Annotated in this window: 19 protein-coding genes; 9 read left to right on the forward strand and 10 right to left on the reverse strand. The window is 58.6% G+C overall.

From position 1 onward, the window contains the following. Positions 1-88: 88 nt before the first annotated feature. Together ACTWLJ_RS18845 and ACTWLJ_RS18850 are read left to right on the forward strand one after the other, a co-directional pair. A complete protein-coding gene (locus ACTWLJ_RS18845) occupies positions 89-796 on the forward strand; it encodes a response regulator (RefSeq protein ID WP_401208637.1) in 708 nt (235 codons plus the stop codon). Then, on the forward strand, positions 797-2,083 hold the full coding sequence (locus ACTWLJ_RS18850) for an ATP-binding protein (RefSeq protein ID WP_445177952.1): 1,287 nt from the start codon (positions 797-799) through the stop codon (positions 2,081-2,083). A 121-nt stretch (positions 2,084-2,204) separates the two neighbouring features. On the opposite strand, the gene ACTWLJ_RS18855 is transcribed toward ACTWLJ_RS18850, so the two are convergent. After that, positions 2,205-3,002, reverse strand: coding sequence for a MipA/OmpV family protein (locus ACTWLJ_RS18855; RefSeq protein WP_445177953.1), 798 nt, complete (start codon positions 3,000-3,002; stop codon positions 2,205-2,207). Positions 3,003-3,102: 100 nt separating this feature from the next. Next, complete coding sequence (locus ACTWLJ_RS18860) at positions 3,103-3,591, reverse strand: GFA family protein (RefSeq protein WP_445177954.1); 489 nt, start codon at positions 3,589-3,591, stop codon at positions 3,103-3,105. A 234-nt stretch (positions 3,592-3,825) separates the two neighbouring features. On the opposite strand from ACTWLJ_RS18860, the gene ACTWLJ_RS18865 reads away from it, so the two are divergent. The 3 genes from ACTWLJ_RS18865 to ACTWLJ_RS18875 all read left to right on the forward strand — a co-directional run bounded on the left by ACTWLJ_RS18865 (position 3,826) and on the right by ACTWLJ_RS18875 (position 7,035). Further along, positions 3,826-4,710, forward strand: coding sequence for a LysR substrate-binding domain-containing protein (locus tag ACTWLJ_RS18865; RefSeq protein WP_445177955.1), 885 nt, complete (start codon positions 3,826-3,828; stop codon positions 4,708-4,710). A gap of 100 nt (positions 4,711-4,810) precedes the next feature. Further along, on the forward strand, positions 4,811-5,935 hold the full coding sequence (aguA, locus tag ACTWLJ_RS18870; protein ID WP_445177956.1) for an agmatine deiminase: 1,125 nt from the start codon (positions 4,811-4,813) through the stop codon (positions 5,933-5,935). A 2-nt stretch (positions 5,936-5,937) separates the two neighbouring features. After that, complete coding sequence (locus ACTWLJ_RS18875; protein ID WP_445177957.1) at positions 5,938-7,035, forward strand: extracellular solute-binding protein; 1,098 nt, start codon at positions 5,938-5,940, stop codon at positions 7,033-7,035. 130 nt (positions 7,036-7,165) lie between these two features. On the opposite strand, the gene ACTWLJ_RS18880 is transcribed toward ACTWLJ_RS18875, so the two are convergent. The 3 genes from ACTWLJ_RS18880 to ACTWLJ_RS18890 are packed head-to-tail and all read right to left on the reverse strand — an operon-like array spanning position 7,166 to position 9,709. Beyond that, the gene (locus ACTWLJ_RS18880; RefSeq protein ID WP_445177958.1) at positions 7,166-7,783 is read right to left on the reverse strand and encodes a DNA-3-methyladenine glycosylase family protein; all 618 of its coding nucleotides are present in this window, start codon (positions 7,781-7,783) and stop codon (positions 7,166-7,168) included. A gap of 1 nt (position 7,784) precedes the next feature. Continuing rightward, complete coding sequence (locus ACTWLJ_RS18885) at positions 7,785-8,582, reverse strand: isocitrate lyase/PEP mutase family protein (RefSeq protein ID WP_445177959.1); 798 nt, start codon at positions 8,580-8,582, stop codon at positions 7,785-7,787. 44 nt (positions 8,583-8,626) lie between these two features. Then, on the reverse strand, positions 8,627-9,709 hold the full coding sequence (locus ACTWLJ_RS18890) for a bifunctional transcriptional activator/DNA repair enzyme AdaA (protein ID WP_445177960.1): 1,083 nt from the start codon (positions 9,707-9,709) through the stop codon (positions 8,627-8,629). A 102-nt stretch (positions 9,710-9,811) separates the two neighbouring features. Here ACTWLJ_RS18890 and ACTWLJ_RS18895 point away from each other — a divergent pair, with 102 nt between their 5' ends. Next, positions 9,812-10,225 (forward strand): VOC family protein, encoded by a 414-nt coding sequence (locus tag ACTWLJ_RS18895; protein WP_445177961.1) that lies wholly within the window; start codon positions 9,812-9,814, stop codon positions 10,223-10,225. A 3-nt stretch (positions 10,226-10,228) separates the two neighbouring features. On the opposite strand, the gene ACTWLJ_RS18900 is transcribed toward ACTWLJ_RS18895, so the two are convergent. Continuing rightward, on the reverse strand, positions 10,229-10,849 hold the full coding sequence (locus tag ACTWLJ_RS18900) for a LysE family translocator (protein WP_445181373.1): 621 nt from the start codon (positions 10,847-10,849) through the stop codon (positions 10,229-10,231). Between the two features lie 182 nt (positions 10,850-11,031). Here ACTWLJ_RS18900 and ACTWLJ_RS18905 point away from each other — a divergent pair, with 182 nt between their 5' ends. Together ACTWLJ_RS18905 and ACTWLJ_RS18910 are read left to right on the forward strand one after the other, a co-directional pair. Next, positions 11,032-11,646 (forward strand): biliverdin-producing heme oxygenase, encoded by a 615-nt coding sequence (locus ACTWLJ_RS18905; RefSeq protein WP_445177962.1) that lies wholly within the window; start codon positions 11,032-11,034, stop codon positions 11,644-11,646. Next, entirely contained in the window at positions 11,643-13,889 is a 2,247-nt protein-coding gene (locus ACTWLJ_RS18910) for an ATP-binding protein (RefSeq protein WP_445177963.1), read from the forward strand. The genes ACTWLJ_RS18905 and ACTWLJ_RS18910 overlap by 4 nt, the downstream gene beginning before the upstream one ends. A 41-nt stretch (positions 13,890-13,930) precedes the next feature. Here the strand turns inward: ACTWLJ_RS18910 and ACTWLJ_RS18915 are convergent, their stop codons facing one another. Next, a complete protein-coding gene (locus ACTWLJ_RS18915; protein ID WP_445177964.1) occupies positions 13,931-17,626 on the reverse strand; it encodes a hypothetical protein in 3,696 nt (1,231 codons plus the stop codon). A gap of 396 nt (positions 17,627-18,022) precedes the next feature. After that, positions 18,023-18,787, reverse strand: a complete 765-nt coding sequence (locus tag ACTWLJ_RS18920; RefSeq protein WP_445177965.1) for a type 1 glutamine amidotransferase domain-containing protein — start codon at positions 18,785-18,787, stop codon at positions 18,023-18,025. 167 nt (positions 18,788-18,954) lie between these two features. On the opposite strand from ACTWLJ_RS18920, the gene ACTWLJ_RS18925 reads away from it, so the two are divergent. Then, complete coding sequence (locus ACTWLJ_RS18925) at positions 18,955-19,542, forward strand: LysE family translocator (protein WP_401208679.1); 588 nt, start codon at positions 18,955-18,957, stop codon at positions 19,540-19,542. 135 nt (positions 19,543-19,677) lie between these two features. Here the strand turns inward: ACTWLJ_RS18925 and ACTWLJ_RS18930 are convergent, their stop codons facing one another. After that, complete coding sequence (locus ACTWLJ_RS18930; RefSeq protein WP_445177966.1) at positions 19,678-20,511, reverse strand: helix-turn-helix domain-containing protein; 834 nt, start codon at positions 20,509-20,511, stop codon at positions 19,678-19,680. Positions 20,512-20,545: 34 nt separating this feature from the next. Then, positions 20,546-21,049, reverse strand: a complete 504-nt coding sequence (locus ACTWLJ_RS18935) for a VOC family protein (RefSeq protein ID WP_445177967.1) — start codon at positions 21,047-21,049, stop codon at positions 20,546-20,548. Positions 21,050-22,585 lie beyond the last annotated feature (1,536 nt).

Below are 22,585 nucleotides of genomic sequence, written 5' to 3' on the forward strand. Positions count from 1 at the left end.
GCCGGTTTTTGCTGCGTGAAGCAAACGTCGCACCGGCAATGCCGCCATAATGTCGCCCACTTCACACATGGGTTGGCAGACGGTCGTTATGGATAACCTGGGTTTTGGCAAAGTCCTTCTGGTGGAGGACGATGAGCGCCTCGCGGCGTTGATCGCACACTTTCTTGAACAGCATGGCTACGAGGTGCACACGGTGCATCGCGGTGATCTGGCCGTGGCCGCGTTCCTTGAATTCAAGCCCAAAGTGGTGGTACTCGACCTGATGCTGCCGGGGCAGAGCGGTCTGCACGTTTGCCGGGAGATTCGCAGCGTGTCGGACACGCCGATTGTCATCCTCACCGCCAAGGAAGACGACCTCGACCATATTCTCGGCCTGGAATCCGGTGCCGACGATTACGTGATCAAACCAATCAAACCGCCGGTGCTGCTGGCTCGATTGCGTGCGCTACAACGCCGTCAGGTGCCGGAAAATGGCGTGGTCAGTTCGCTGGAGTTCGGCCGTTTGAACATCGATCGCAGTTGCCGCGAGGTGCGGCTGGCGGGCGAGATCATTGAAATGACCACCATGGAGTTCGAACTGCTGTGGTTGCTGGCCAGCGCGGCGGGCAAAACCCTGTCCCGCGATGACATCCTCAATCGCATGCGCGGCATTGCCTTCGATGGCCTCAACCGCAGCGTCGATGTGTACATCAGCAAGTTGCGCAACAAACTCAAGGACAACCCCCGCGAACCGGTGTGCATCAAGACCGTGTGGGGCAAGGGTTACCTGTTCAATCCGTTTGCCTGGGAGTTGTAGATGCTGCGGTTATTTTTCGGGCTGTTTCTGGTGATGACGATCGGCCTGGTGCTGGCATTGCAGACGGTCGAACACACCTTCAACGCCTTGCTCGACAACCAGATGCAGGCTTACAACCGTGAAGCTGTGCGCGGGCAGGCGTGGTCGCTGGTTGAGCACATGCGCGAACAACATGGCGAGGCGCGCGAGCAGCAACTGGAAGCCCTGCGCCCGCATTATGGTTTGTCGCTAAAACTGGTCGAGGCCGATCAACTGGCGCTGACTGCCGAGGAAAAATCCGAGCTGGCGCAGAACCTGCTGGTGATCCGCGACAACTACACCCAGTTCATCAGCAATATCGACGGTGGCAGCCAGTTACTCAGCATCAAGCTGCCGCCCGAGCCGAGCCTGATGCCGTTCTACATCACCGCGGCCTACATGATGCTCGCGGTGCTGATCGGCATAGTCCTGTTCTTCTGGGTACGCCCGCACTGGCGCGATCTGGAGAAACTGCGGCTGGCGGCCGAGCGCTTTGGCGATAACGATCTGGCAGTGCGCATCCAGTTGTCCAAGCGCTCGAACATTCGTGATCTGGCCGGGCACTTCAACCTGATGGCGGCGCGGATCGAGAGCCTGATCGCCAATCAGCGCGAGCTGACCAACGCCGTATCCCACGAACTACGCACGCCGATTGCGCGGCTGTCATTTGAGCTTGATCAACTCAAGCAGCAACCGGATGCCAGCCTGAATCGCGAGTTGATCGCCGACATGTACGCCGACCTTGGCGAGCTGGAAGAAATGGTTTCCGAACTGCTCACCTACGCCAGCCTTGAACGCGGCGCGACGGTGATCAAACGCGAGAATATCCAGGCGACCAATTGGCTCGACAGCGTGGTCGGCAGTGTGGCGCTGGAGGCGGAAGCAGCGGGAGTGCAGTTGCTGATCGGTGAATGCCTACTCGAAACCGTGCGCATCGAGCCACGCTTCATGGCACGGGCGGTGATCAACTTGTTGCGCAACGCGATTCGTTATGCCGAGCAACGGGTCGAGGTGACCCTGGTGCGCACTGGCGATTATTACGAAGTGCGGGTTAACGATGACGGGCCGGGTGTGCCGGTGGATGGACGGGAGAAGATCTTCGAACCGTTCTCGCGACTGGATGCCAGCCGTGATCGGCGTACCGGTGGCTTCGGGCTGGGGCTGGCGTTGGTGCGACGGGTGTCGCAGTCGCATGGCGGGCAGGTCGAGGTGGGCGAGTCTGATTGGGGTGGGGCATCGTTTCGCATGACCTGGGCGCATCTGGATTGAGTGATGTTGCCTGTCCCGACCCCATCGCTGGCAAGCCAGCTCCCACAGGTTCAGTGGCTACACCACAAATCCCTGTGGGAGCTGGCTTGCCAGCGATGAGGCCATCAGACACATCGCAAACTCAGAAGGTATAAACCACCTGCCCAGCCAACGAAGTCTGCAACCGCCGCTCGACAACCGGACTGTCCGCCGCCTCATGGTTCAGATACTGCACCGCCAGCACCGTCGAAACACTCCACTGCTCATCAATCGGCATCGTCCAGGTCAGATCCGCTCCGCGACTGATCAACCCGCCATGGGCCTTGTACGCCCCAAACCGGCTGCGCGCCGCTTGTGCCGCGCTCACGCCATACCAGGTGCGCAGATAGTCGCCATCACCAAACTGGCTGTTCAACCCACCAATCACCTTGCCGTAACGCCCCTCATACAGCGGCATATTGAGGCTGAGTTTCAGGCGATTCCACGCTGAGCCGGTGTCGTGGTCATCATCATCCTTTTCCAGCGCATGCTCGAAGTTCGCCTCCAGAACAATCGGCCCCATGTGATAGCGACCATCCAGCCCGATCACCGGTCGAGACTTGATCGAACCCATACCCTTGAGATCGTCCGAACCTTTGTAGCCGGTCTTGCGATCCTTGCGCACATCGCTGGCGCCGACGTAGACGCTGAGACCGAAATCGTCCTCGTCAAAGCCCCAGCCCAGACCCCGACTGCTGTCGAGAAAGAACCCGTAAGGGCTGACGATTTCGACACCCACCAGTGGCGCCAAAACCCGTTCGTCGCTACCGCTGTAGCGCGGCGTGCTGGCCGCACCAGCACGCAAGGTCGTTTGCCAGTCTTCGGCGCGCAACGAATCGCCCGGCAGCAGCAGGCAAAGGGAAGTCAGAGAAAGCGAGAACGTGCGTAACGAAACCGGCATGGGACACCCGAGGGGAATTTGGATGCGCCCATGCTAGGCGGGTGGTAGCCAGCAATCTTTGGCAGCTTTGTCGGGAAACTGTCAAAGACTGTGAACGTGATCAGCGAGTCAAACCGAGGCGCTCATGCCATTGGGCGATGGACTCTTCGGGGTAGACCTCGAACTGCTTGTCCTTCGGTTTGGCCTCGACTTCGACCCACGGAGCTTTTGAGCCGAGCATCAGGTGTGTGTGTTCCGGCGGCACCGGCAGCGGGGTGTCGATGGCCGAGGCGAACGGGTGGATCAGTTCGGGCCATTCCGGGCTGAACAGCCACAAACCACTGCCGCACTGCGCGCAGAAATGTCGCTCGGCAGTGCTGCGGTGGGCGCGTTTTTCGCCTTCATCCTTCATCTTCGCGTGATAGATACTGATGTGCTTGCGACCTTTCACTTTCAGGCTGCTGGCATCGCCGCCGAGGTTGATCGCGTAACCGCTACCGCCCTGGGTCTTGCGGCAGATCGAGCAGTAGCAGCATTGATATGGATAGGGGTGGGCGCTGGTCAGGGAGAATGTCACTGCGCCGCAATGGCAAGAGCCTTCCAGGTGCATGGGGGCCTCCGGTTTGCTGGAATGGTCTGGTTCAGCCTAGAAGATTTGCAGTGAATGTGCAGACGCTATCGCTGGCAAGCCAGCTCCCACAGTGTGCGGTGGTGAACACAGATACTTGGGTCAGCGCTGATCCTGTGGGAGCTGGCTTGCCAGCGAAGAACGATAACGCGGTTGCACTGGACGCCCACGAATAGCCCGGTCAGCATGGCCATCTAAAAACCGGGATCAAAACCCATGCGCCGACTACCTTCACTGGCCGCCCTCCGAACCTTCGAGTGCGCCGCCCGCCACGCGCATTTCGGTCGTGCGGCAGCCGAACTGTGTGTCACCGACAGCGCCGTCAGTCACCAGATTCGTCAGCTCGAAGAACAACTCGGCGTCTCGCTGTTCATCCGCGAAGGTCGGCAGATTCGCCCGACCATCGCCGCCGGACGCCTGATGCAAAGCCTGCAACAAGCGTTCGAACTGATCGGCGACGCCTGCGATGAACTACGCGATCCATCCTCGCTGGCGGTGTTACGCCTGGCCGTCACCGCAGAACTCGCGCAGAAGTGGCTGATGAGCCGCCTCACCGATTTCTACGCACGTTATCCGCACATCACCTTGCACCTTTACGAGCAACCGATCGACGCCACCGGGCCGGGGGAAGACATCGATCTGGCGATCACTTACGGCACCGGCCCGGTGGACAGCTCGGCGTACTTCGTCCGACCGTTGCCAGCGCTGCAATTTTTCCCGGTGTGCAGCCCCGGCCTGTTCAACCAAGGCACCTTGAAAACCCCGAAAGATCTGGCCCGGCATTGCCTGCTGCACGACGATCAGGACGGCAAGACCTGGACCGCATGGCTGACCAGTCATGCCGGCGATCAACGTCCCGAACGGCAGTTGTATTTCGCCCACGCCGGGCTGGCACTGGAGGCCGCAGCGCAAGGGCAGGGTGTGGCGATGGGCGACAATCTCACCGCACAGGAAGACTTGCAGAGCGGCCGATTGGTGCGCCCGTTCACCTCCAGCATGACTGCGCTCGGGCAATACGCGCTGGTCTGCGAACGCTTGCGGCTGGAGCGTCCGGCAGTAGCGCAAATGCTCGAATGGTTCAACGATCAGCTGGCCGATTGATGAGTTTAATTCAACTGTTCCGAAATAATCATCGTTGGCGGGGCGGCGGCCCGCGACCGTAGCCTGTGGTCATTCCCCTCCCGAACAACGAGGTTTGACCATGGCACGCTCACTCAACACCACGCCGAAACAGGACGGCTTTCGTCTGCCCGGCGAATTCGAAACCAAGTCCGGTTGCTGGCTCGGCTGGCCGGAGCGCACTGACGTCTGGCGCAACGGCGCCAAGCCTGCGCAGAAGGTCTGGGTGCAGATCGTTACCGCCATCTCGCAGAGCGAACCGGTCACCGTTTGCGCCTCCGCTGCACAATTCGCCACCGCTCGGCGCCAGTTGCCGCCGCAAGTACGAGTGGTGGAAATGACCTGCAACGACACCTGGTTTCGCGACAGCGGGCCGTGCTTTGTGGTCAACGATCAGAGCGGCGAGGTACGCGGCGTCGACTTCGAATTCAATGCCTACGGCGGCCTCGATGGCGGTTTGTATTATCCGTGGGACAAGGACGACCAGATCGCCAGCAAAATCCTCGAAATTGAACGCTTCGACCGCTATCGCGCACCGTTGATTGCCGAACTCGGTGGCATCCAGAGTGATGGTCAGGGCAGCATCCTCACCACCGAGCAATGCCTGCTCAACCGCAATCGCAACCAGCATCTGGGCAAGGACGAAGTCACCCGTCGTCTTACCGATTACCTCGGCGCCGAACAGGTGATCTGGCTGCCTCGCGGCTGCAAGTTCGATGAAACCGACGGCCATGTCGATGACCTCGCGTGCTTCGTGCGTCCCGGTGAAGTGGTGTTGCAATGGACCGACAACCGCGATGACCCGCAATGGGAAATCTATCAGGAGGCCTACGACATTCTGCGCAGCACCCGCGACAGCCGTGGTCGCGAGCTGATCGTGCACAAACTGCCGCAACCGGACGTGCTCGAATGGACGGCTGAAGAAGCCGAAGGCCTCGACCAGCAGGACAGCACCCACACCCGTCAGTCCGGGACCAAAATCTGCGCGTCGTATATCAACTACTACGCCGGCAACAGTTCGATTGTCGTGCCGTTATTCGGTGATCGTCAGGATCAAGTCGCCTTGGCGACCCTGGCCGAACTGTTCCCGCAGCACAAAATCGTCGGCATCGAAAACTCCCGGGAAATCCTCCTTGGCGGCGGTAACGTCGCCTGCATCACCATGCCGCAATACGCCGGCACTCCTAACCACAAGAACGGAGCCTGAGCATGGGCCTGCACAAACTGACTCAAGCGTTATTGCTGGTGCTTGCACCCTTGTGTGTGCAGGCCGCCGACAGCGAAAAACCGGTGGTGAATCTGTACATCTGGGGCGAGTACCTGGCCCCGGATACGCTGAAAAATTTCGAAGCGCAAACCGGGATTCATGTGGTCGCCGATCACTTTGATTCGCTGGAAACCGTCGAGACCAAACTGCTCACCGGACGCAGCGGTTATGACCTGGTGCTGACCGCCGGCCAGCATCTGTCCCGGGCGATCGAGAGCGGGGCGATCCAGCCGCTGGACAAGGCGCGGGTGCCGCACTTTGCCGGCGTGGGTGAGGAGTTCCGTCAGCATATGGCGGTGTTCGATCCGGGTAATCGCTACGCGGGAATCTATGCCTGGGGCACCACCGGCGTAGGCTATCAGGAAGAGGCGATCAAGCAGCGCTTGCCGGACGCGCCGAGGGATAGCTGGGCGATGCTGTTCGATCCGGCGGTGGTGTCGAAATTCGCTGATTGCGGGGTGAGTCTGCTCAACGATCCGAACGAAGTATTTGCGGCGGTGATGAAGTACATGGGTCTGGACATCAACCGCCAGAACCTCGATGACTTGAAACTGGCCGAGCAGCAACTGGCGAAGATTCGTCCATACATCCGCTACTTCGATAACGACCTGAACATCAGCGATCTGGCCAACGGCAACACCTGCGTGGCGATGTCATGGAACGGCAACGTCGCGATTGCGGCGGGACAGGCTGAGGCGGCGAACAAGCCGTTCAAGCTGAGTTACCGGATACCGAAAGAGGGCACGTTGATCTGGTTCGACGCCATGGTCATTCCCAAGGACGCGCCGCATGCGCAGGCGGGGCTGGCGCTGATGGATTATTTGATGACGCCGGAGGTGATTGCGCCGATCACCGACACCATTCATTACGCCAACGCGATTACGGCGGCGGATGGACTGGTTGATGCGTCGATTCGCAATGATCCGGGGACGTATCCGTCGACTGAGGTGCGGGCTTCGTTGTATAGCAAGAATGACAATGGCAAGGCGTTCAACCGGGCTTTGATTCGGGCGTTCAGCCGGCTCAAGTCTGGTCTCTGATGATGTGTTGATTGCACTGGCGCCATCGCTGGCAAGCCAGCTCCCACAGTGAGCGATGGTGAACACAGTTGTTCCGTACTGACACAAAACCTGTGGGAGCTGGCTTGCCAGCGATGAACGATAACTCGGTCTACGCCTTGGCAACCCGCCACAAATACCACGCCGCCACTGTCCGATACGGCGCCCACGCCAGTCCAATCTCAATCATCTGCCTGCGCGTCGGCTGCACCTCCAGCCCCTTCAATCGCCGATACCCCTCACGCACGCCAAAATCATCCGCCGGCAAAATGTCCATTCGCTCCAGGCTGTAAATCAGCAGCATCTCCACCGTCCAGCGGCCAACCCCGCGCAGGCTGACCAGCCGTTCGATCAGCGCTTCATCGTCCATTGCCAGCGCACAGGCATAGTCCGGCACCACGCCATCCAGCGTCGCTTGGGCAATCCCCTGAATCGTCGCAATCTTCCCGCCAGAAAACCCGCAACCGCGCATCGACTCGAAATCCGTCGCCAGAATCTGCTCGGGCCGAGGAAACGACTGACCGGGAAACAACCCCACCAGCCGCCCGACAATCGCGTCCCCAGCCTTGGCATGCAGTTGCTGATAAGCAATCGCCCGCACCAGCGACTCATACGGATCGCGCGCCGGGTGCGGCTGATGCAGGCACGGGCCGACTGCCGAAATATGGCGCTGCCAGTCGGCATCCAGCGAGGCCAGAAATTTGCTGGCAGGTTTATAGCGCTCGGGCATGTTATTTCAGCAGGCCGTTGACTTCGCCGTAGGTCAGCGCCTTGAGGTCGTGGCTGCCGAGTTTGCCGCTGGCGAGGAAACTCTTCACCAGCGAACCCATTGCGCCGTACAGGAACTCGGCAATTCCCGAGCCTGCACTCAAGCGGCGTACGCCAAGTGCTTGCAGCTCTTCAGGCGATGGCAGGCAGGCGAAGCCGAGAACGTTGACCGGCAGCGAAGTGCCTTTGCAGATCGCCTCGATTTCATAGGCCGCAGTGACGCCGGCAGCAAACAGCCCATCGGCTCCGGCAGCCTGATACAGGGCTGAGCGGCGCAGGGTTTCGGCAACGCGATCTTCGGCCGGCACCAGACCCTTGAGATAGACGTCGGTGCGCGCATTGATGAACAGCTTCACATCGCGCTTGGCAGCGACTTGCCGGGCGACTTCGATCTTACGCGCCAGCAACTCCGGAGTGCCCGCACCGTCCTCGATATTGATCCCGACCGCGCCTGCGCCAATCACCGCGTCGATGACTTCAGCGACTCGTCCAAGGTCATCGGAATAACCGGCCTCAATGTCCACGCTCAGCGGTACTTTGATCACCCGGGCGATGGATTCCACGGTGGAAATCAAACGTTCGAGGGGCAGGGTATTACCGTCCGGGTAACCGTGGGCCCAGGCCACCGCTGCGCTGCTGGTGGCGACGGCTTTGCCGCCAGCCTGTTCGACCAGACGCGCACCTGTGGCGTCGGCGACGTTGGTCAGGATCAGCAGGCCTTGCTGGTGCAACTGATGAAATTGAGTGTCGAACGCGTTCATCGAGATTCCTTGTCGTTGATGATTTTCTATTGAGAGCGACGGGTTCAGAAAGCCAGTGGTTGCGTGAGCTGTACCGCGGCGTTTTCCAGCCGCAGAAGATACGCCTTGCGCGGTTGTCCGCCACCATAGCCGGTCAGCGAGCCGTCCGCACCGATCACCCGATGGCACGGCACCACAATCGCCAGCCGATTGTGCCCGTTGGCCAGACCCACCGCACGACTGGCGCCGGGTTTACCGAGTTGCGCGGCGATGGCGCCGTAGGTGCTGGTGTGGCCGTAGGGGATTTGCTGCAGTTCATCCCAGACCTGGCGCGCGAACTCGCTGCCGGGCAGGTGCAACGCTACGCCGAACTCGGTGAGTTTGCCGGCGAAGTACGCAGTCAGCTCTCGTTCGATCTGCTGCAAGTGCGCGTTATGCCCCGGCGCGACCACGTAACCGTAGCGGTTCTGCAATTGCTCGACTTCACGGGTCAACGCCGGCCGGTCGAGGAACTCCAGCAGCACCAGCCCACGGCGCTCGGCCATGGCGATCATCGGCCCGAGCGGGGTAGTCAGTCGGGTGAACAGCAACGGCTCGCTGTTCGCTGCACGTCCGGGCGTGATGTGAAACGACTTCTGAAACGCATCACGAAACCCGCTCAGGGATTCGTAGCCGGAATCGAACGCGGCGTGGTCAATCGAGGTGCCTTGCCTGATCCCGCCCAGAGCCATGCCCAGCCTTCGGGTGCGCAGCCACGCGTGGAAGGTCATGCCGAAATGCTGCTTGAACCAGCGCCGCAGTTTCAGCGGTTCGATACCCTCGGCGAGCAATTGCGCATCGCTCCAGCGTGTTTCGGGATCGGCATCGACGGCTTTGAGCAGCTGTTGCACCCAGTCCGGGGCGATGGCCGCAGCGTCCAGCGGTTTACAGCGCAGACAGGCGCGATAACCGGCAGACAGGCACTCGTCGGCATGGGCGAAGAACTCGACATTCTGCGGTTTCGGCTTGCGCGCCGTGCAGCTCGGGCGGCAGAAAATCCCGGTGGTTTTCACCGCGGTGAAGAACACGCCTTCATAAGCGGTGTCGCGTTCGAGCATGGCGCGAACCATCTCGGCGTGGGGCGGCAGGAGTGCGGTTTGTATGTTCATGGCATGAGAGTAAAACCAGTTTCTCGATGGCTCCACCGAAAAATCGACAGTGAATTTTCAACCCCCCTGAACTACCGTGTAGGTTTGTGAGGCGTTTAATCCATGCATCCCTTTACCATTCAACGCATCGATCACATTGTGCTGCGCGTTCAGGACTTGCAGCGCAGCATCGATTTCTACGGCCAGGTATTCGGCGCCGAACTGGTCAAACGCCAGGATCACCTGGGGCTGGTGCATCTGCGCGCCGGCACTTCGATGATCGACCTCGTCGATTTGCACGGCCAACTCGGGCTTAAGGGCGGCGGCGCTGCCGGAACCGAACGGCGCAATGTCGATCACTTCTGCCTGCGCATCGAGCCGTTCGATGAAGAAGCGCTGACCCGGCACTTGCAGACGTTCGGTCTGAACGTTGAAAAAGCCGCCGAGCGCTTCGGTGCCGAGGGCAAAGGCCTGTCGCTGTATTGCTTTGATCCGGACGGTAATCAGGTTGAACTCAAAGGGCCGTGCGCCTCGTAATGCTTACGCGCGTTTCGCCATCAGCAGCACCGAGGCCGCCGCCGACAACAACCCGGCGCAACAACGATTGAAAATGCGTTTGCCCCGTGGCTCGGCAAACCAGCGGCGCATGTGCAGGCCCATCCAGGCGTAAGCGCTGATCGCGATCCATTCCAGCATCAGGAACAGCGCGCCGAGCACGGCAAACTGCTCCGGCACCGGGCGGGATGGGTCAACGAACTGCGGCAGAAACGCAGTGAACAACAGAATCGCCTTCGGATTACCTGCCGCCACCAGAAACTCCTGACGCGCCAACGCAAAGAATCCCACCGTTGCGCCAGTCACCTGCTGCTCGGCCTCAGGATTTGCCCGCCACAGCTGCCAGGCCAGATACAGCAGATACGCCGCGCCAATGATCTTTATCGCATGGAACAGCCATTCCGAGGTTTGCAGCACCACCGATAAACCGGCACCGGCAAAGGCGATCATCCCGGCGAACGCGAGAATGCGCCCGATGCCGGCCGAGCAAGCCCGCCGATAGCCATAACGAGTGGCGTTGCTGACCGACAGCAGATTGTTCGGGCCGGGGGCCATGTTCAAGGCGAAGCAGGCCGGGAGAAACAGCGAAAGCGTGGCGAGGTCCATAACGGTACTCCAGAAACCGAAACGCATTTTTATCACACCCTCCGGATCGTCCGACCCATACAGTGAGGCGATGCTGTCGCGGTACAGCGCCCGGCTGCACGGCTCGACACGGTCGAACTTTTCGCTTGTGTAGTCACTCTGAAGAAATCTGGCCCCATTTGGCCTCACCAAGAGCGACATACATGCAAGCAAAGGCCCGTGAAGTTTATGTGCCAACGGTGCTGCAAGATCTGCGAGCCGGCACTGCCGAGTTGCACATCGCACTGGAAAAACGTCTTCCTTTTTTCTCCGATGCTCTGGATAAAAGCGCCTTTCAACGGTTGATGCAGGCCTACTACGGCTTTTATCTGCCACTGGAAACGGCCTTGCAGAGCAGCGGTGTCAGTCCCGCCGATTTCGATCTGGCGGCGCGCATGAAAGCGCAGACCTTACGCAACGATCTACATGCACTGAGTCTTTCGAACGAGGCCATCGACAGCCTGCCGATCTGCCAATCCTTGCCCGTGATCGACTCCAGCGCTGCCTGTCTGGGTGTGCTGTACGTGCTGGAAGGGGCGACGCTTGGCGGACAGATCCTGCGCCGGGAAATCGCCTTGCGGCTGCGTGTGGATGCCGACAACGGCGCGGCGTTTCTCGATATCTACGGCGCGGCCACAGGACGGCGCTGGCGCGATTTCATTGAATACCTGGGCAGTCGACCGCTGGATGCGGACGAGCGCGCGGCCGTCGTCACGGCGGCACAAACCACATTCAGCAGTTTCGAACACTGGCTCGAAAGCCGGGAGGTACTGGCATGACTCCGCAAGATAAAGAAGCCTTTGAAGAGCTGCTGGCCAACTGTGCCGACGAGCCGATCCGCTTTCCCGGCGCGATCCAGCCCCACGGTTTGCTGCTGACCCTGAGCGAGCCTGGGCTTGAGATCATTCAAGTCAGCGCCAACGTCGAAACCCTGCTGGCGCGGGCGCCGCAGGAACTGATCGGCCAGCCGCTGCACAGCTTGATCGGCGCAGAGCACGCCGACGCTGTACGCGAGGCGTTGCTCCAGCCTGCGTTTGCCGATGTCGACCCGCTGCACTTTCACCTTAACGGCACGGCGTTCGAGGGGTTGCTGCACCGGCATCAGGGCGTGTTGATTCTGGAACTGGAAATCCACGTCGAAAACTTCCAGCCGCGCAATGTCGCCGGGATCAACACTAACCTGGGGCGCATGCTCCAGCGTCTGCAAGCGGCCACTACGTTGCAGGCGCTGTACGACATCAGCGTCAAGGAAATCCAGGCCATGACCGGTTACGACCGGGTGCTGATCTACCGTTTCGAGGAGGAGGGTCACGGTCAGGTGATCGCCGAGGCCTCCGACCCGTCGATGGAACTGTTCAATGGCCTGTTTTTCCCGGCCTCGGACATCCCCGAGCAGGCACGCGAGCTGTACCGCACCAATTGGCTGCGGATCATCCCCAATGCCGATTACCAGCCAGTGCCGCTGGTGCCGAAACTGCGCCCCGATACGCAGACGCCGCTGGATCTGAGTTTTGCCACGCTGCGCAGCGTGTCGCCGATTCACTGTCAGTACATGAAAAACATGGGCGTGCTGTCGTCGATGAGCATTTCCCTGCTCAAGGGCGATAAGTTGTGGGGCCTGATCAGCTGCGGCAACCGCCAGCCGCTGCATGTGCCGCATGAATTGCGCAGTGCCTGCCAGACCATCGGCCAGGTGCTGTCGTTGCAGATCAGTGCGATGGAGTCGCTGGAAATCAGCCGTCAGCGTGAAGAGAAAGTCGATGCACTGGCGCTGCTCAATCAGGCGATGATCGATTCCCCGCAAAACGTCTTTGATGGCCTGGCCAATCAGCCGCAGGTTCTGATGGCGCTGACCAATGCTGGCGGTATCGCGATCATTGAAGACAAACAGTTGCATCGTTATGGCAACTGCCCGGAGCCAGAAGAAATCCGCGCGCTGCACAAGTGGTTGCAGGACAGCGGCGAGTCGGTGTTTGCCAGTCATCATCTGGCCAGCGTTTACCCACCGGCCGAGCAGTTTCAGCAGGTGGCCAGCGGTGTGCTCGCCATGAGCCTGCCCAAACCAGTGGACAACGGCGTGCTGTGGTTTCGCCCCGAGGTCAAAGAGAACATCAACTGGAGTGGTGATCCGCGCAAACCGCTGGATCTGGAAAACTCCGACGCGGGTCTGCGTTTGCGGCCGCGTACGTCGTTCGAGATCTGGAAAGTCGAGATGGCCGGCATCTCCACCAAATGGAGCCACGGCGATCTGTTCGCGGCCAATGATCTGCGCCGTTCGGCACTGGAAAACGATCTGGCCCGACAAGTCCGCCGTGAGCAGGAAGCCGTACGCGCCCGCGATGAGCTGGTGGCAGTGGTTTCCCACGATCTGCGCAACCCGATGACGGTGATTTCGATGCTCTGCGGCATGATGCAGAAAACTTTCAGCTCCGACGGCCCGCACACTTCACGACGCATTACCACGGCCATCGATACCATGCAGCAGGCTGCCGGGCGTATGAATACGCTGCTTGAAGACTTGCTCGACACCTCGAAAATCGACGCCGGACGCTACACCATCACGCCGCAGAAACTCGATGTCGGGCAGATGTTCGAGGAAACCCAGTCACTGCTCGGGCCACTGGCACTGGACAAGGACATCAGCATCTCGTTCGAAGCCGATCCCGAGCTGAAAATCCATGCTGACCCAGAGCGCTTGTTTCAGGTGCTGTCGAACCTGATCGGCAACGCGATCAAATTCACCCCGCGCAAAGGTTCGGTGGGTGTGCAGGCGAAGTCGGCGGGTGAGGAAATCGTGTTTACCGTGCGCGATACCGGCGAAGGCATTCCCAAGGAGAACCTGGCGCGGGTGTTTGATCGTTACTGGACGGTTAAGGAGGGCAACCCGACCGGAACCGGCCTGGGTTTGTACATCACGCAAGGCATTGTGGAAGCCCATGGTGGGCGGATCGAGGCCAGCAGCGAGCCGGGGCAGGGTACCGAATTTCGGTTTACGGTGCCGGCGATGCTTGCCGGTGAATGAGAAAATCCGTGCCTCGCTAAACGAGGCGCGGATTTAAGCGTTTAGCCCAGATCGCTCAAGGACATGAACACGTGTTTCGGCATTGGTGTAAATCGGCTATTGCGCATCTGGCTGATCGCATACACCGCGCTGGCGGTACGACCATTGCCGTCGCCAAAGGCTTGAAAACCGGCGATGGCCGCCAGCAGGTGTTTGTCGAAGTGCTCATGGGCGGTATCGAGCGTCTTCAAATGTTGTTCCAGCAAGGCAAAACCGCTGACGCTGCTGCCGTATTTTGTTGGTGCTCCGGCCTCGCGCACAGTCCCCGCCAGTTGAGGAACCAGTCGACTGTGTATCTCCTTGACCACGGCCGCGTCGGTGAGCGATTTATTATTTCCCGTGTATTCACGCAGGATCGCCACCATGTGTTCCAGTTCGTTGTCGGAGGTCGAACCTTTGACCATCCAGGCTCCGGCTCTCTGAGCATGGTCGGTGAAACCCTGCGGGTTGAACGCCGACTCAGGCATTACGTCGGTGTAGGGCGGCTTGCCCAGATCCAGATTCAAGACTTTTTGCTGATGATTTTTGAGGTAGATGATTTTCTTTGATTCAATGTTGGCCATTACCTCGAGTGTTTCTGAATAGTCACGAGCGTTTGTGGTGAACTTTTTACCGTTGAATCTGGGGCCTTTGCTTTTGGTGAACGTGACGAGTACGTCGTTCGCTGCGGCATGACCTATTAGCGATTCCAGTTGCTGGAAGCCCTTTGATGACTGAGTCGCTTCTCTTGTTGCAGTGTTGAACAGATGCTCCAGTTCTGTCGCGTTGCTGCCCTTGGGGAGGGAAATAACGTCCTGGCTCAGTCGTGTGACGATCTGTTCGACAGTTTCCAGAGCATCATCCTTAAACAGTGCGCGCGCATGCGCCACCGTCGGCAGTGTCATGCGGATCTCGGCGGCAGCCCCGGTTTTTCCTAACGCTTTGACCAGGTCGTAAGAGCCACTGCTGGTGCTGGTGAGTCGACGCAGTTGCCGAGCTCCGGCTTTGCTGATCGAACTACCGTATTGGCTGAGTTTCAGCGCGCCTTTGCCAGCCAGCTTCCCGGCGCCCACGACCAGTTGGGGAAGACCGTCGATCGGGTTGAAGATAGAGAGCAGAATACTACCGGCCACGCGACCGAGACTTAACAGTTTGGTACTGCTGGCCACTACTTTTGCCAGCGCGCCAGCAGCCCCGATAAAGACAAAGGCAACGGCAAGAGTATCGATGATACAACTGAAGGCCGCCCCACTGCGTTGATCCGGATCGTCCGAAGTCAGTTGCTGGATGCAGTCTCTGAACGGAATGAAAATATTCAGAATGATGTTGGCAATTCGCTCGTATTCTTCCTGCTTTTCTTCGTATTCAGTCTGGTCATAGCCCATCCGGTAGTATTCGCCGTACGTGATGGGCGGGTTCTTTTGCGCAATAAAATCGGCAATGCTCTTGAGTCTGGGCGATTGATAACTTTGCATGGGTGAGGTGTACCAGGCTGAAGCCTGGTCGTATTCTGCAAACTCACCCAGTCGATCAAGCAGCATGCCGAACTCGCGGATATGCGCATGATCTTCCAGTTCCCAGTGATGGCGCGGCAATAATGTGTTGATGTCGGCCTGTTCGCTCTGACGAGGTACCGCGCCCTTGAAGTAGGCTTCGTGCTCGGTAACGATATTTTCCAGATAAGTCAGGCGCGGAAAATTTCCAGTCTCTGCGTTGGTCGTGCCTTCGAAGCTTCCGCTGTTTTCGTTAAACGCAGATGCTTCGGCGTATGCCTCGGCCAAGCGCTCGCTTTTGCGGCATAGGCCCTGTAAGGGGAACAATTCGAAACAATGGTTTTTCGACTTGTGACGGCACAGGATCACCACGCCGTGCGGGGAGAAGTGGTCTGCGCTGTGATCGGGGATATTGCGATTTCCGCGCACGAGATAGAGCGTTGATGCGCCCTGTGTCAGCGCTTCTCGGTCACTCATGGGCAGATTGGAAAATGCCAGTCGGATCATGGTGCTGATCCCCGACTTGAAGTTTTCGTGCTGCGGCTTGAGTTTTTCGGCATACAGCTCGTTGACGGGCGCAAGGCTTGCCAGGCCTGGGTGCACGTCGTAGAGATTGCGTTTGCTCGATTTGCTGGTGAGGTTTTTACGGTGTAGCTGGTTGGCGAGATAAAAATTGATCACCGTGTCGCTAATCAGCCCACCTTTATTGTGCGGCGAAGAAAACACTTCCCGATGATTGTCGATGCCGGCGTCGAACAGCGTTTGCCTTGCCAGTTTCCGCCGACTGGCCGGTGCAGCGGTTATCGACTTCAGCGCACCCTCTAGTTCATTGGCATAAGTGCTGTAGTCATTCATTGCGGTTGTTGCGACTTGTTCCTCGGATAATACTGAGTCCGTACGGGGCGTAAGTTCATTGATGCGTGCCCAGTCCATTACACATTGCAGATTGAGTAGCTGATGCAGTGCTCTTTGGCTATCGCTGAGTGGTGCGAGCGCGGCAAATTTCATCACTTGGTCATAAGAAAGTCTCAGGGATAACCCAGGAGCGATCCTTTCAGTTAGAAGTACCGCCTTGCGCAACATGACCCATCCGGGTGAACTGATCAGCAGTGTCGGCGGGGTGACGACCAGAAACTCCGGGGATTGACCCGCTAGAACCAGATGCACTGCGAATAGTGCAGCGAATGGGGTCGCAAAGTTTATCTGTTCAAAATGACGCTTAAGACGAACGCGTGTCTGTGCCGAGGTCTCATGCACATGCCGCGATGCATAGCGTTCCTCACGATGGGTCTCGATCCGCTCTTGCGAACCCACGTCCAGATCAAGCACAACAGCGGCGAGCAGCAATCGGCTGCGCGTGATCTCGGTTATTGTCTTTCCCGAGTCATGGGTGTGCAGTGCGTCGAAACAGGTTTGCGCAAAACGCTGTGCCTCTTGCGTTTGCATCAAGTGTTCCCACGCCAGGCGCGGATCTTCCTGCACCAACGCGCCGCTCCACTTTTCGAGTAGCACATCGGTAAGATAATTGATCAAAGGTTCGGAATGCCGGCCCGAATCGGCCATCAGCTTTCGGACTTCCTGCAAGATCACCGGATATTGTTCTGGTTCGATAATCAGGGCGATGTCCTGTGTGTCATCGGAAATACCCCAGTAGTTGCCGAATTTTGGTGCTGTCGGCATGTTGAAGTTCAGGTGGTCGATCAGATTCGCGATGTCGGTTTGGTCTTGAGGCGTATCGATTTCCTGAAAGGCAAGCCAGTTGCGCAAGGGAATTATGGTGCTGGAGGAAATAATGCCGCCTGTTCGCCATGCCGTAGCGGACAGAAGTTCAATGTCTGCTCGCAAGGATTCGATTTCATAAACGTCATCGGTAATGATGGTGTAGTGAATGTAAATACCTGTAGAGCCGATTTTTTCAGAGGTCGCGTAAATTTCCCCATTGCTTAGAACCATAATGAAGTGGTCGGCAGGGAGCTTCAGGTCGTCAGTGAGGTTAATGAAGTCTGGATGTTTTGTTAGTGAGCGCAGAGATAATTTTCCGGCCAGGTGTTCACTGTCGAACCGGCTCTCGGATATCACCTCCGTGGCGAGTAGCATGAAGTCTTCGTCAACACGAAAGGTTTGCAGAAGGAAATTTCGGTTCTCCAGAGCCGCGGCAATGTTCAGGCGCTCTGTTTCATCGGCTGATGCAGGGGCGGTGGCAAAAAGGTTGCGGGTAATATCCATATTGATTTCTTCCAGTTTCGGGTTGATGTGAAACAGTTCTTGGCGAAGTTGAATTGACTGGTTGCGAAGTTATCGAAAATATAAAGCATGCTGCGCTTTTGTTTTTTCATTTCTGGTTTCGAGTTGTTATTAAAGGTTTCGAGGTATTTGTGGTATGCCGAAAGTGTTTAAAGTTGCTTCGCTGTAATTGTCGAGATTACTTTAAGTTGCTGGGTAATTGTCGAGGGTAATTTTGTTCGGTATGCGGGCATGAGGCACTATCTGGGTAATGCGGCGGGGACGTGCTTGTTCAATCGGGTTATGGCTTTGTTGCCGGCGGCGAGCGCGTTTTATCTGTTGTTGTCGTGAAACTTGAACGTCAAAAAATCGCAGCCAGAGACCGCTCCTGGGGGGCGCTCATTCAATCTGTCGAGCGGGCGCTCGCAGAATGGCGACCCATTCTGCGGCGAATCGATGACAATCGCCCGGCCAGCGAGCCGTGAGCAGTTGGCCGTCGCGCACTGTAAACCCCAGCTCCGGTGCCTCTGCGCTATCGCGTTTAGCAATGCGGGGGCCGCGCACAAAATCGGATTTTCGTGACAGCGCAGCGGTGACTTCCGCCTCTACCGTCTGCCCGTAAGTGCGGTAGTAGCGCCCCAGCCAAACTGCGGTTATCAGCCATGCCGGCAGTTCCATGGTCGTCGCCAGCAATGCGGTGACTTTACGTCCGAACAACACCGAATGTCCGGTGTCCGGGTCGAGTGTGCGGGCGAGCAAAAGCACGCCATGACACACCGCCGCCACTGGTTTTTGTGCCTTGAAAAACTGCAACGCGATGTGCCGGGCCGTTCCGGACTCCAGCAGGCTGCGCATCCCTTTGGCATGGCCGCCGGGGATCAGCAGGCCATCGAACTGAGCAGGGTCGACATCGGCATACGCCAGCGGCTGACGAAACGCCTGGCTTTCGATCATCTGCGCGTAACTGTGCAGATCAGCCTTGCGGGTCATCAGCATCGGATTCAGTGGCCCGAAGCCCATGCTCACCAACCGCGGATCGGCGTAGGCAGGCAAGCCTTCCGGTGTGGCAAAACAGACCTCGATGCCTGCGTTGCGCATTGCCTGCCACGGCACGCTGCTTTCAGTAGGGTCGTAATCGGCGGATGGCAACAGAATCAGAATCATCCAGGCAAGCTCCCGGGCCGGAATTGGCCAGTGAGCTAGAGAGTAGTTGGTTTGGCCGGCGCAGTCTGTGCGGCTGTCACGCCAGCGGGGGTAGTTTTGTTCAATACCTGTGGGCAGGGTGGCAGATAACTTGGGCACCTTGTTCCTCGTTTTGAAGCAGGTGTGCGATGAGTCTGATTGTTTCGATGGCGGCGTTTGCGCTGGTGGCGTCCATTACTCCGGGGCCGGTGAATATTGTCGCGTTGAGTTCGGGGGCGCAGTTTGGTTTTCGCGCCAGTCAACGGCATGTGGCCGGGGCGACGCTGGGTTTTGTGTTGTTGCTGGTGCTGATGGGGCTCGGCCTGCATGAGGTCCTCAAGCTGTGGCCGTCGCTGACCCGTGTGGTGCAACTGGCCGGGGTGGCGTTTCTGTTGTTCATGGCGTGGAAACTGGCGACCGATAATGGGCAGTTGAATACCGGGGAAGCAGGGCGCGCACCGTCGATGCTGTATGGCGCGGTGATGCAATGGCTCAACCCGAAAGCCTGGCTCGCCTGCGTGGCGGGGATGGGCGCGTTTGTCGCCGATGGCGAAGCGCGGCTGGTCTGGCAGTTTGCGGCGGTGTATCTGGTGATCTGTTATCTGTCGGTGGGTTGCTGGGTGTATGCCGGGACGTTTTTGCGCGGTTATCTGGGTAATCCGGCCGGGATGCGCTGGTTCAATCGGGCGATGGCGGGGTTGTTGGCGGTGAGTGCGGGGTATCTGTTGTTGCCCTGAACGGCAGATCGCATTACCTGTGGGAGCTGGCTTGCCAGCGAAGGGGGCGGCACATTCTGCATCTGTGTTGGCTGACACGACGCCATCGCGGGCAAGCCCGCTCCCACAGGGATTTATGGGGTTAGACGTGTGTGATCAGCCGCGATATTGGCCCGGCGTCATCGCCAGATGCTGTTTGAACGCCCGTTGGAAATGCGCCTGATCGGCAAAGCCGCATTCCAGCGCGACATCGGCAATCAACTGGCCGCCGCGCAAACGTTCGCGGGCGAACTGGATACGCTGGTTAACCAGAAACGCATGTGGCGTCATGCCGTAATGCTGTTTGAAGGCGCGGATCAGGTACGACGCTGACAGTTGCGCCGCCGCACAGATGTCATCGAGGCTCAGCATGTCGGTGCAGTGCTCGCGGATGAAGTCGGCGGCGCGTTCAAGCTTGAAGTTCGGTTCGCGCAACGGTTGCTCGGCAGGGTTCAGACGCAGTTGTAGATCGCTGAAAAACTCCACTGCCGCGCTGTGTTTGCACAGCACATCCTGTTGCTCGTCGACCAGTATTTCGTACAGCGCCGTCAGGTCGCGATACAGCTTCGCATCATGCAGATGCGTGGTCGAAAACCGCCGAAACTCCAGATCCGCACTGAACCCGAGCTGATGCTGCAAATCCGTCAGCCATGGCGTCTCGACGTACAGCATCAAGTACGACCACGGCTGATCATTGATCGGATTGCAGGCGTGCACATCAGCGGGATTCATCAGCACCACGGTGCCGGCCGTGACTTCAAACTTCGACTGCTCATGCACATAGATGCTGCGCCCGGCAGTGATCGCGCCGATGGAGAAATGCGCATGGGAATGGCGCGAGTAGCAGACCTCACGCCCATCGGCGATGGCCCGCGCCTCGATGAAGGGCAGGGCGTCGTCGCGCCAGAAGCGCGGAGTTTTTTCAGGGTTTCTGGCAGCAGCGTGTTTCATCGTTATTATTCCCGGCAGGCCAGGCTGGAGTGTATTAGCTCTGGCCGTCAAAGGCCCGTTTCAGTTGGGCAATGTCGAGTTTTTTCATGGTCAGCATGGCCTGCATCGCCCGTTGCGACTTGCTGGTATCCGGGTCTTTCATCATCTCCATGAACTCCACCGGCACGATCTGCCAGGACACACCGAACTTATCCTTGAGCCAGCCGCATTGCTGAGCTTCGACCGGGCCGTCGGCAGACAGGTTGCCCCAGAAATGGTCGACTTCTTCCTGATTCTGGCAATTGACCTGAAACGAAATCGCTTCGCTGAACTTGAACAGCGGCCCACCGTTGAGGCCAGTGAAAGTCTGGCCCTCGAGTTCGAAGCTGACGGTCATCACCGAGCCATCTTCGCGGCCATGAAATTCCTGGCCGACCTTGCTGTAGTGGGTCAGGGCAGTGATTTTTGAATGATCGAAGATCGAGCAGTAAAACTTCGCAGCCGCTTCGGCCTGATCGTCAAACCACAGGCAGGGTGTGAGTTTTTGAACGCGTTGCATGGCAGTCATCCTCGGCAGGTTAGACACGCAGGATTAACAGCGTAGCTGGCCTGCCAGCGATGAGGCCGGTAGCCGCGACATCAATGTTGCCTGACCCAATGCCATCGCTGGCAGGCCAGCTCCCACAATGACTGGCAGTGTTTGCAAAATCTGTGGTCACCCCAAAACCCAATGGGAGCTGGCCTGCCAGCGATGAGGCCGGTAACCGCGACATCAATGTTGCCTGACCCAATGCCATCGCTGGCAGGCCAGCTCCCACAATGATTGGCAGTGTTTGCAAAATCTGCGGTCACCCCAAAACCCTGTGGGAGCTGGCTTGCCAGCGATGAGGCCGGTAGCCGCGACATCAATGTTGCCTGACCCAATGCCATCGCTGGCAGGCCAGCTCCCACAATGACTGGCAGTGTTTGCAAAATCTGCGGTCACCCCAAAACCCTGTGGGAGCTGGCTTGCCAGCGATGAGGCCGGTAGCCGCGACATCAATGTTGCCTGACCCAGTGCCATCGCTGGCAGGCCAGCTCCCACAATGATTGGCAGTGTTTGCAAAATCTGCGGTCACCCCAAAACCCTGTGGGAGCTGGCTTGCCAGCGATGAGGCCGGTAGCCGCGACATCAATGTTGCCTGACCCAATGCCATCGCTGGCAGGCCAGCTCCCACAATGACTGGCAGTGTTTGCAAAATCTGTGGTCACCCCAAAACCCAATGGGAGCTGGCCTGCCAGCGATGAGGCCGGTAGCCGCGACATCAATGTTGCCTGACCCAATGCCATCGCTGGCAAGCCAGCTCCCACAATGATTGGCAGCGTTTGCAGAATCTGCGGTCACCCCAAAACCCTGTGGGAGCTGGCCTGCCAGCGATGAGGCCGGTAGCCGCGACATCAATGTTGCCTGACCCAGTGCCATCGCTGGCAGGCCAGCTCCCACAATGACTGGCAGTGTTTGCAAAATCTGTGGTCACCCCAAAACCCAATGGGAGCTGGCCTGCCAGCGATGAGGCCGGTAGCCGCGACATCAATGTTGCCTGACCCAATGTCATCGCTGGCAAGCCAGCTCCCACAATGATTGGCAGCGTTTGCAGAATCTGCGGTCACCCCAAAACCCTGTGGGAGCTGGCTTGCCAGCGATGAGGCCGGTAGCCGCGACATCAATGTTGCCTGACCCAATGTCATCGCTGGCAAGCCAGCTCCCACAATGACTGGCAGTGTTTGCAAAATCTGCGGTCACCCCAAAACCCTGTGTGAGCTGGCCTGCCAGCGATGAGGCCGGTAACCGCGACATCAATGTTGCCTGACCCAATGCCATCGCTGGCAGGCCAGCTCCCACAATGATTGGCAGCGTTTGCAAAATCTGCGGTCACCCCAAAACCCTGTGGGAGCTGGCTTGCCAGCGATGAGGCCGGTAGCCGCGACATCAATGTTGCCTGACCCAATGCCATCGCTGGCAAGCCAGCTCCCACAATGATTGGCAGCGTTTGCAGAATCTGCGGTCACCCCAAAACCCTGTGGGAGCTGGCTTGCCAGCGAAGGCGTCAGTACA

This window comes from Pseudomonas sp. McL0111, assembly GCF_052567255.1.

Bases quoted from the DNA above. Each gene is read 5' to 3' on its own strand.
- ACTWLJ_RS18845 (WP_401208637.1), top strand. From the start codon at position 89: ATGGATAACCTGGGTTTTGGCAAAGTCCTTCTGGTGGAGGACGATGAG.
- ACTWLJ_RS18850 (WP_445177952.1), top strand. From the start codon at position 797: ATGCTGCGGTTATTTTTCGGGCTGTTTCTGGTGATGACGATCGGCCTG.
- ACTWLJ_RS18855 (WP_445177953.1), bottom strand. From the start codon at position 3,002: ATGCCGGTTTCGTTACGCACGTTCTCGCTTTCTCTGACTTCCCTTTGC.
- ACTWLJ_RS18860 (WP_445177954.1), bottom strand. From the start codon at position 3,591: ATGCACCTGGAAGGCTCTTGCCATTGCGGCGCAGTGACATTCTCCCTG.
- ACTWLJ_RS18865 (WP_445177955.1), top strand. From the start codon at position 3,826: ATGCGCCGACTACCTTCACTGGCCGCCCTCCGAACCTTCGAGTGCGCC.
- aguA (WP_445177956.1), top strand. From the start codon at position 4,811: ATGGCACGCTCACTCAACACCACGCCGAAACAGGACGGCTTTCGTCTG.
- ACTWLJ_RS18875 (WP_445177957.1), top strand. From the start codon at position 5,938: ATGGGCCTGCACAAACTGACTCAAGCGTTATTGCTGGTGCTTGCACCC.
- ACTWLJ_RS18880 (WP_445177958.1), bottom strand. From the start codon at position 7,783: ATGCCCGAGCGCTATAAACCTGCCAGCAAATTTCTGGCCTCGCTGGAT.
- ACTWLJ_RS18885 (WP_445177959.1), bottom strand. From the start codon at position 8,582: ATGAACGCGTTCGACACTCAATTTCATCAGTTGCACCAGCAAGGCCTG.
- ACTWLJ_RS18890 (WP_445177960.1), bottom strand. From the start codon at position 9,709: ATGAACATACAAACCGCACTCCTGCCGCCCCACGCCGAGATGGTTCGC.
- ACTWLJ_RS18895 (WP_445177961.1), top strand. From the start codon at position 9,812: ATGCATCCCTTTACCATTCAACGCATCGATCACATTGTGCTGCGCGTT.
- ACTWLJ_RS18900 (WP_445181373.1), bottom strand. From the start codon at position 10,849: ATGGACCTCGCCACGCTTTCGCTGTTTCTCCCGGCCTGCTTCGCCTTG.
- ACTWLJ_RS18905 (WP_445177962.1), top strand. From the start codon at position 11,032: ATGCAAGCAAAGGCCCGTGAAGTTTATGTGCCAACGGTGCTGCAAGAT.
- ACTWLJ_RS18910 (WP_445177963.1), top strand. From the start codon at position 11,643: ATGACTCCGCAAGATAAAGAAGCCTTTGAAGAGCTGCTGGCCAACTGT.
- ACTWLJ_RS18915 (WP_445177964.1), bottom strand. From the start codon at position 17,626: ATGGATATTACCCGCAACCTTTTTGCCACCGCCCCTGCATCAGCCGAT.
- ACTWLJ_RS18920 (WP_445177965.1), bottom strand. From the start codon at position 18,787: ATGATTCTGATTCTGTTGCCATCCGCCGATTACGACCCTACTGAAAGC.
- ACTWLJ_RS18925 (WP_401208679.1), top strand. From the start codon at position 18,955: ATGAGTCTGATTGTTTCGATGGCGGCGTTTGCGCTGGTGGCGTCCATT.
- ACTWLJ_RS18930 (WP_445177966.1), bottom strand. From the start codon at position 20,511: ATGAAACACGCTGCTGCCAGAAACCCTGAAAAAACTCCGCGCTTCTGG.
- ACTWLJ_RS18935 (WP_445177967.1), bottom strand. From the start codon at position 21,049: ATGCAACGCGTTCAAAAACTCACACCCTGCCTGTGGTTTGACGATCAG.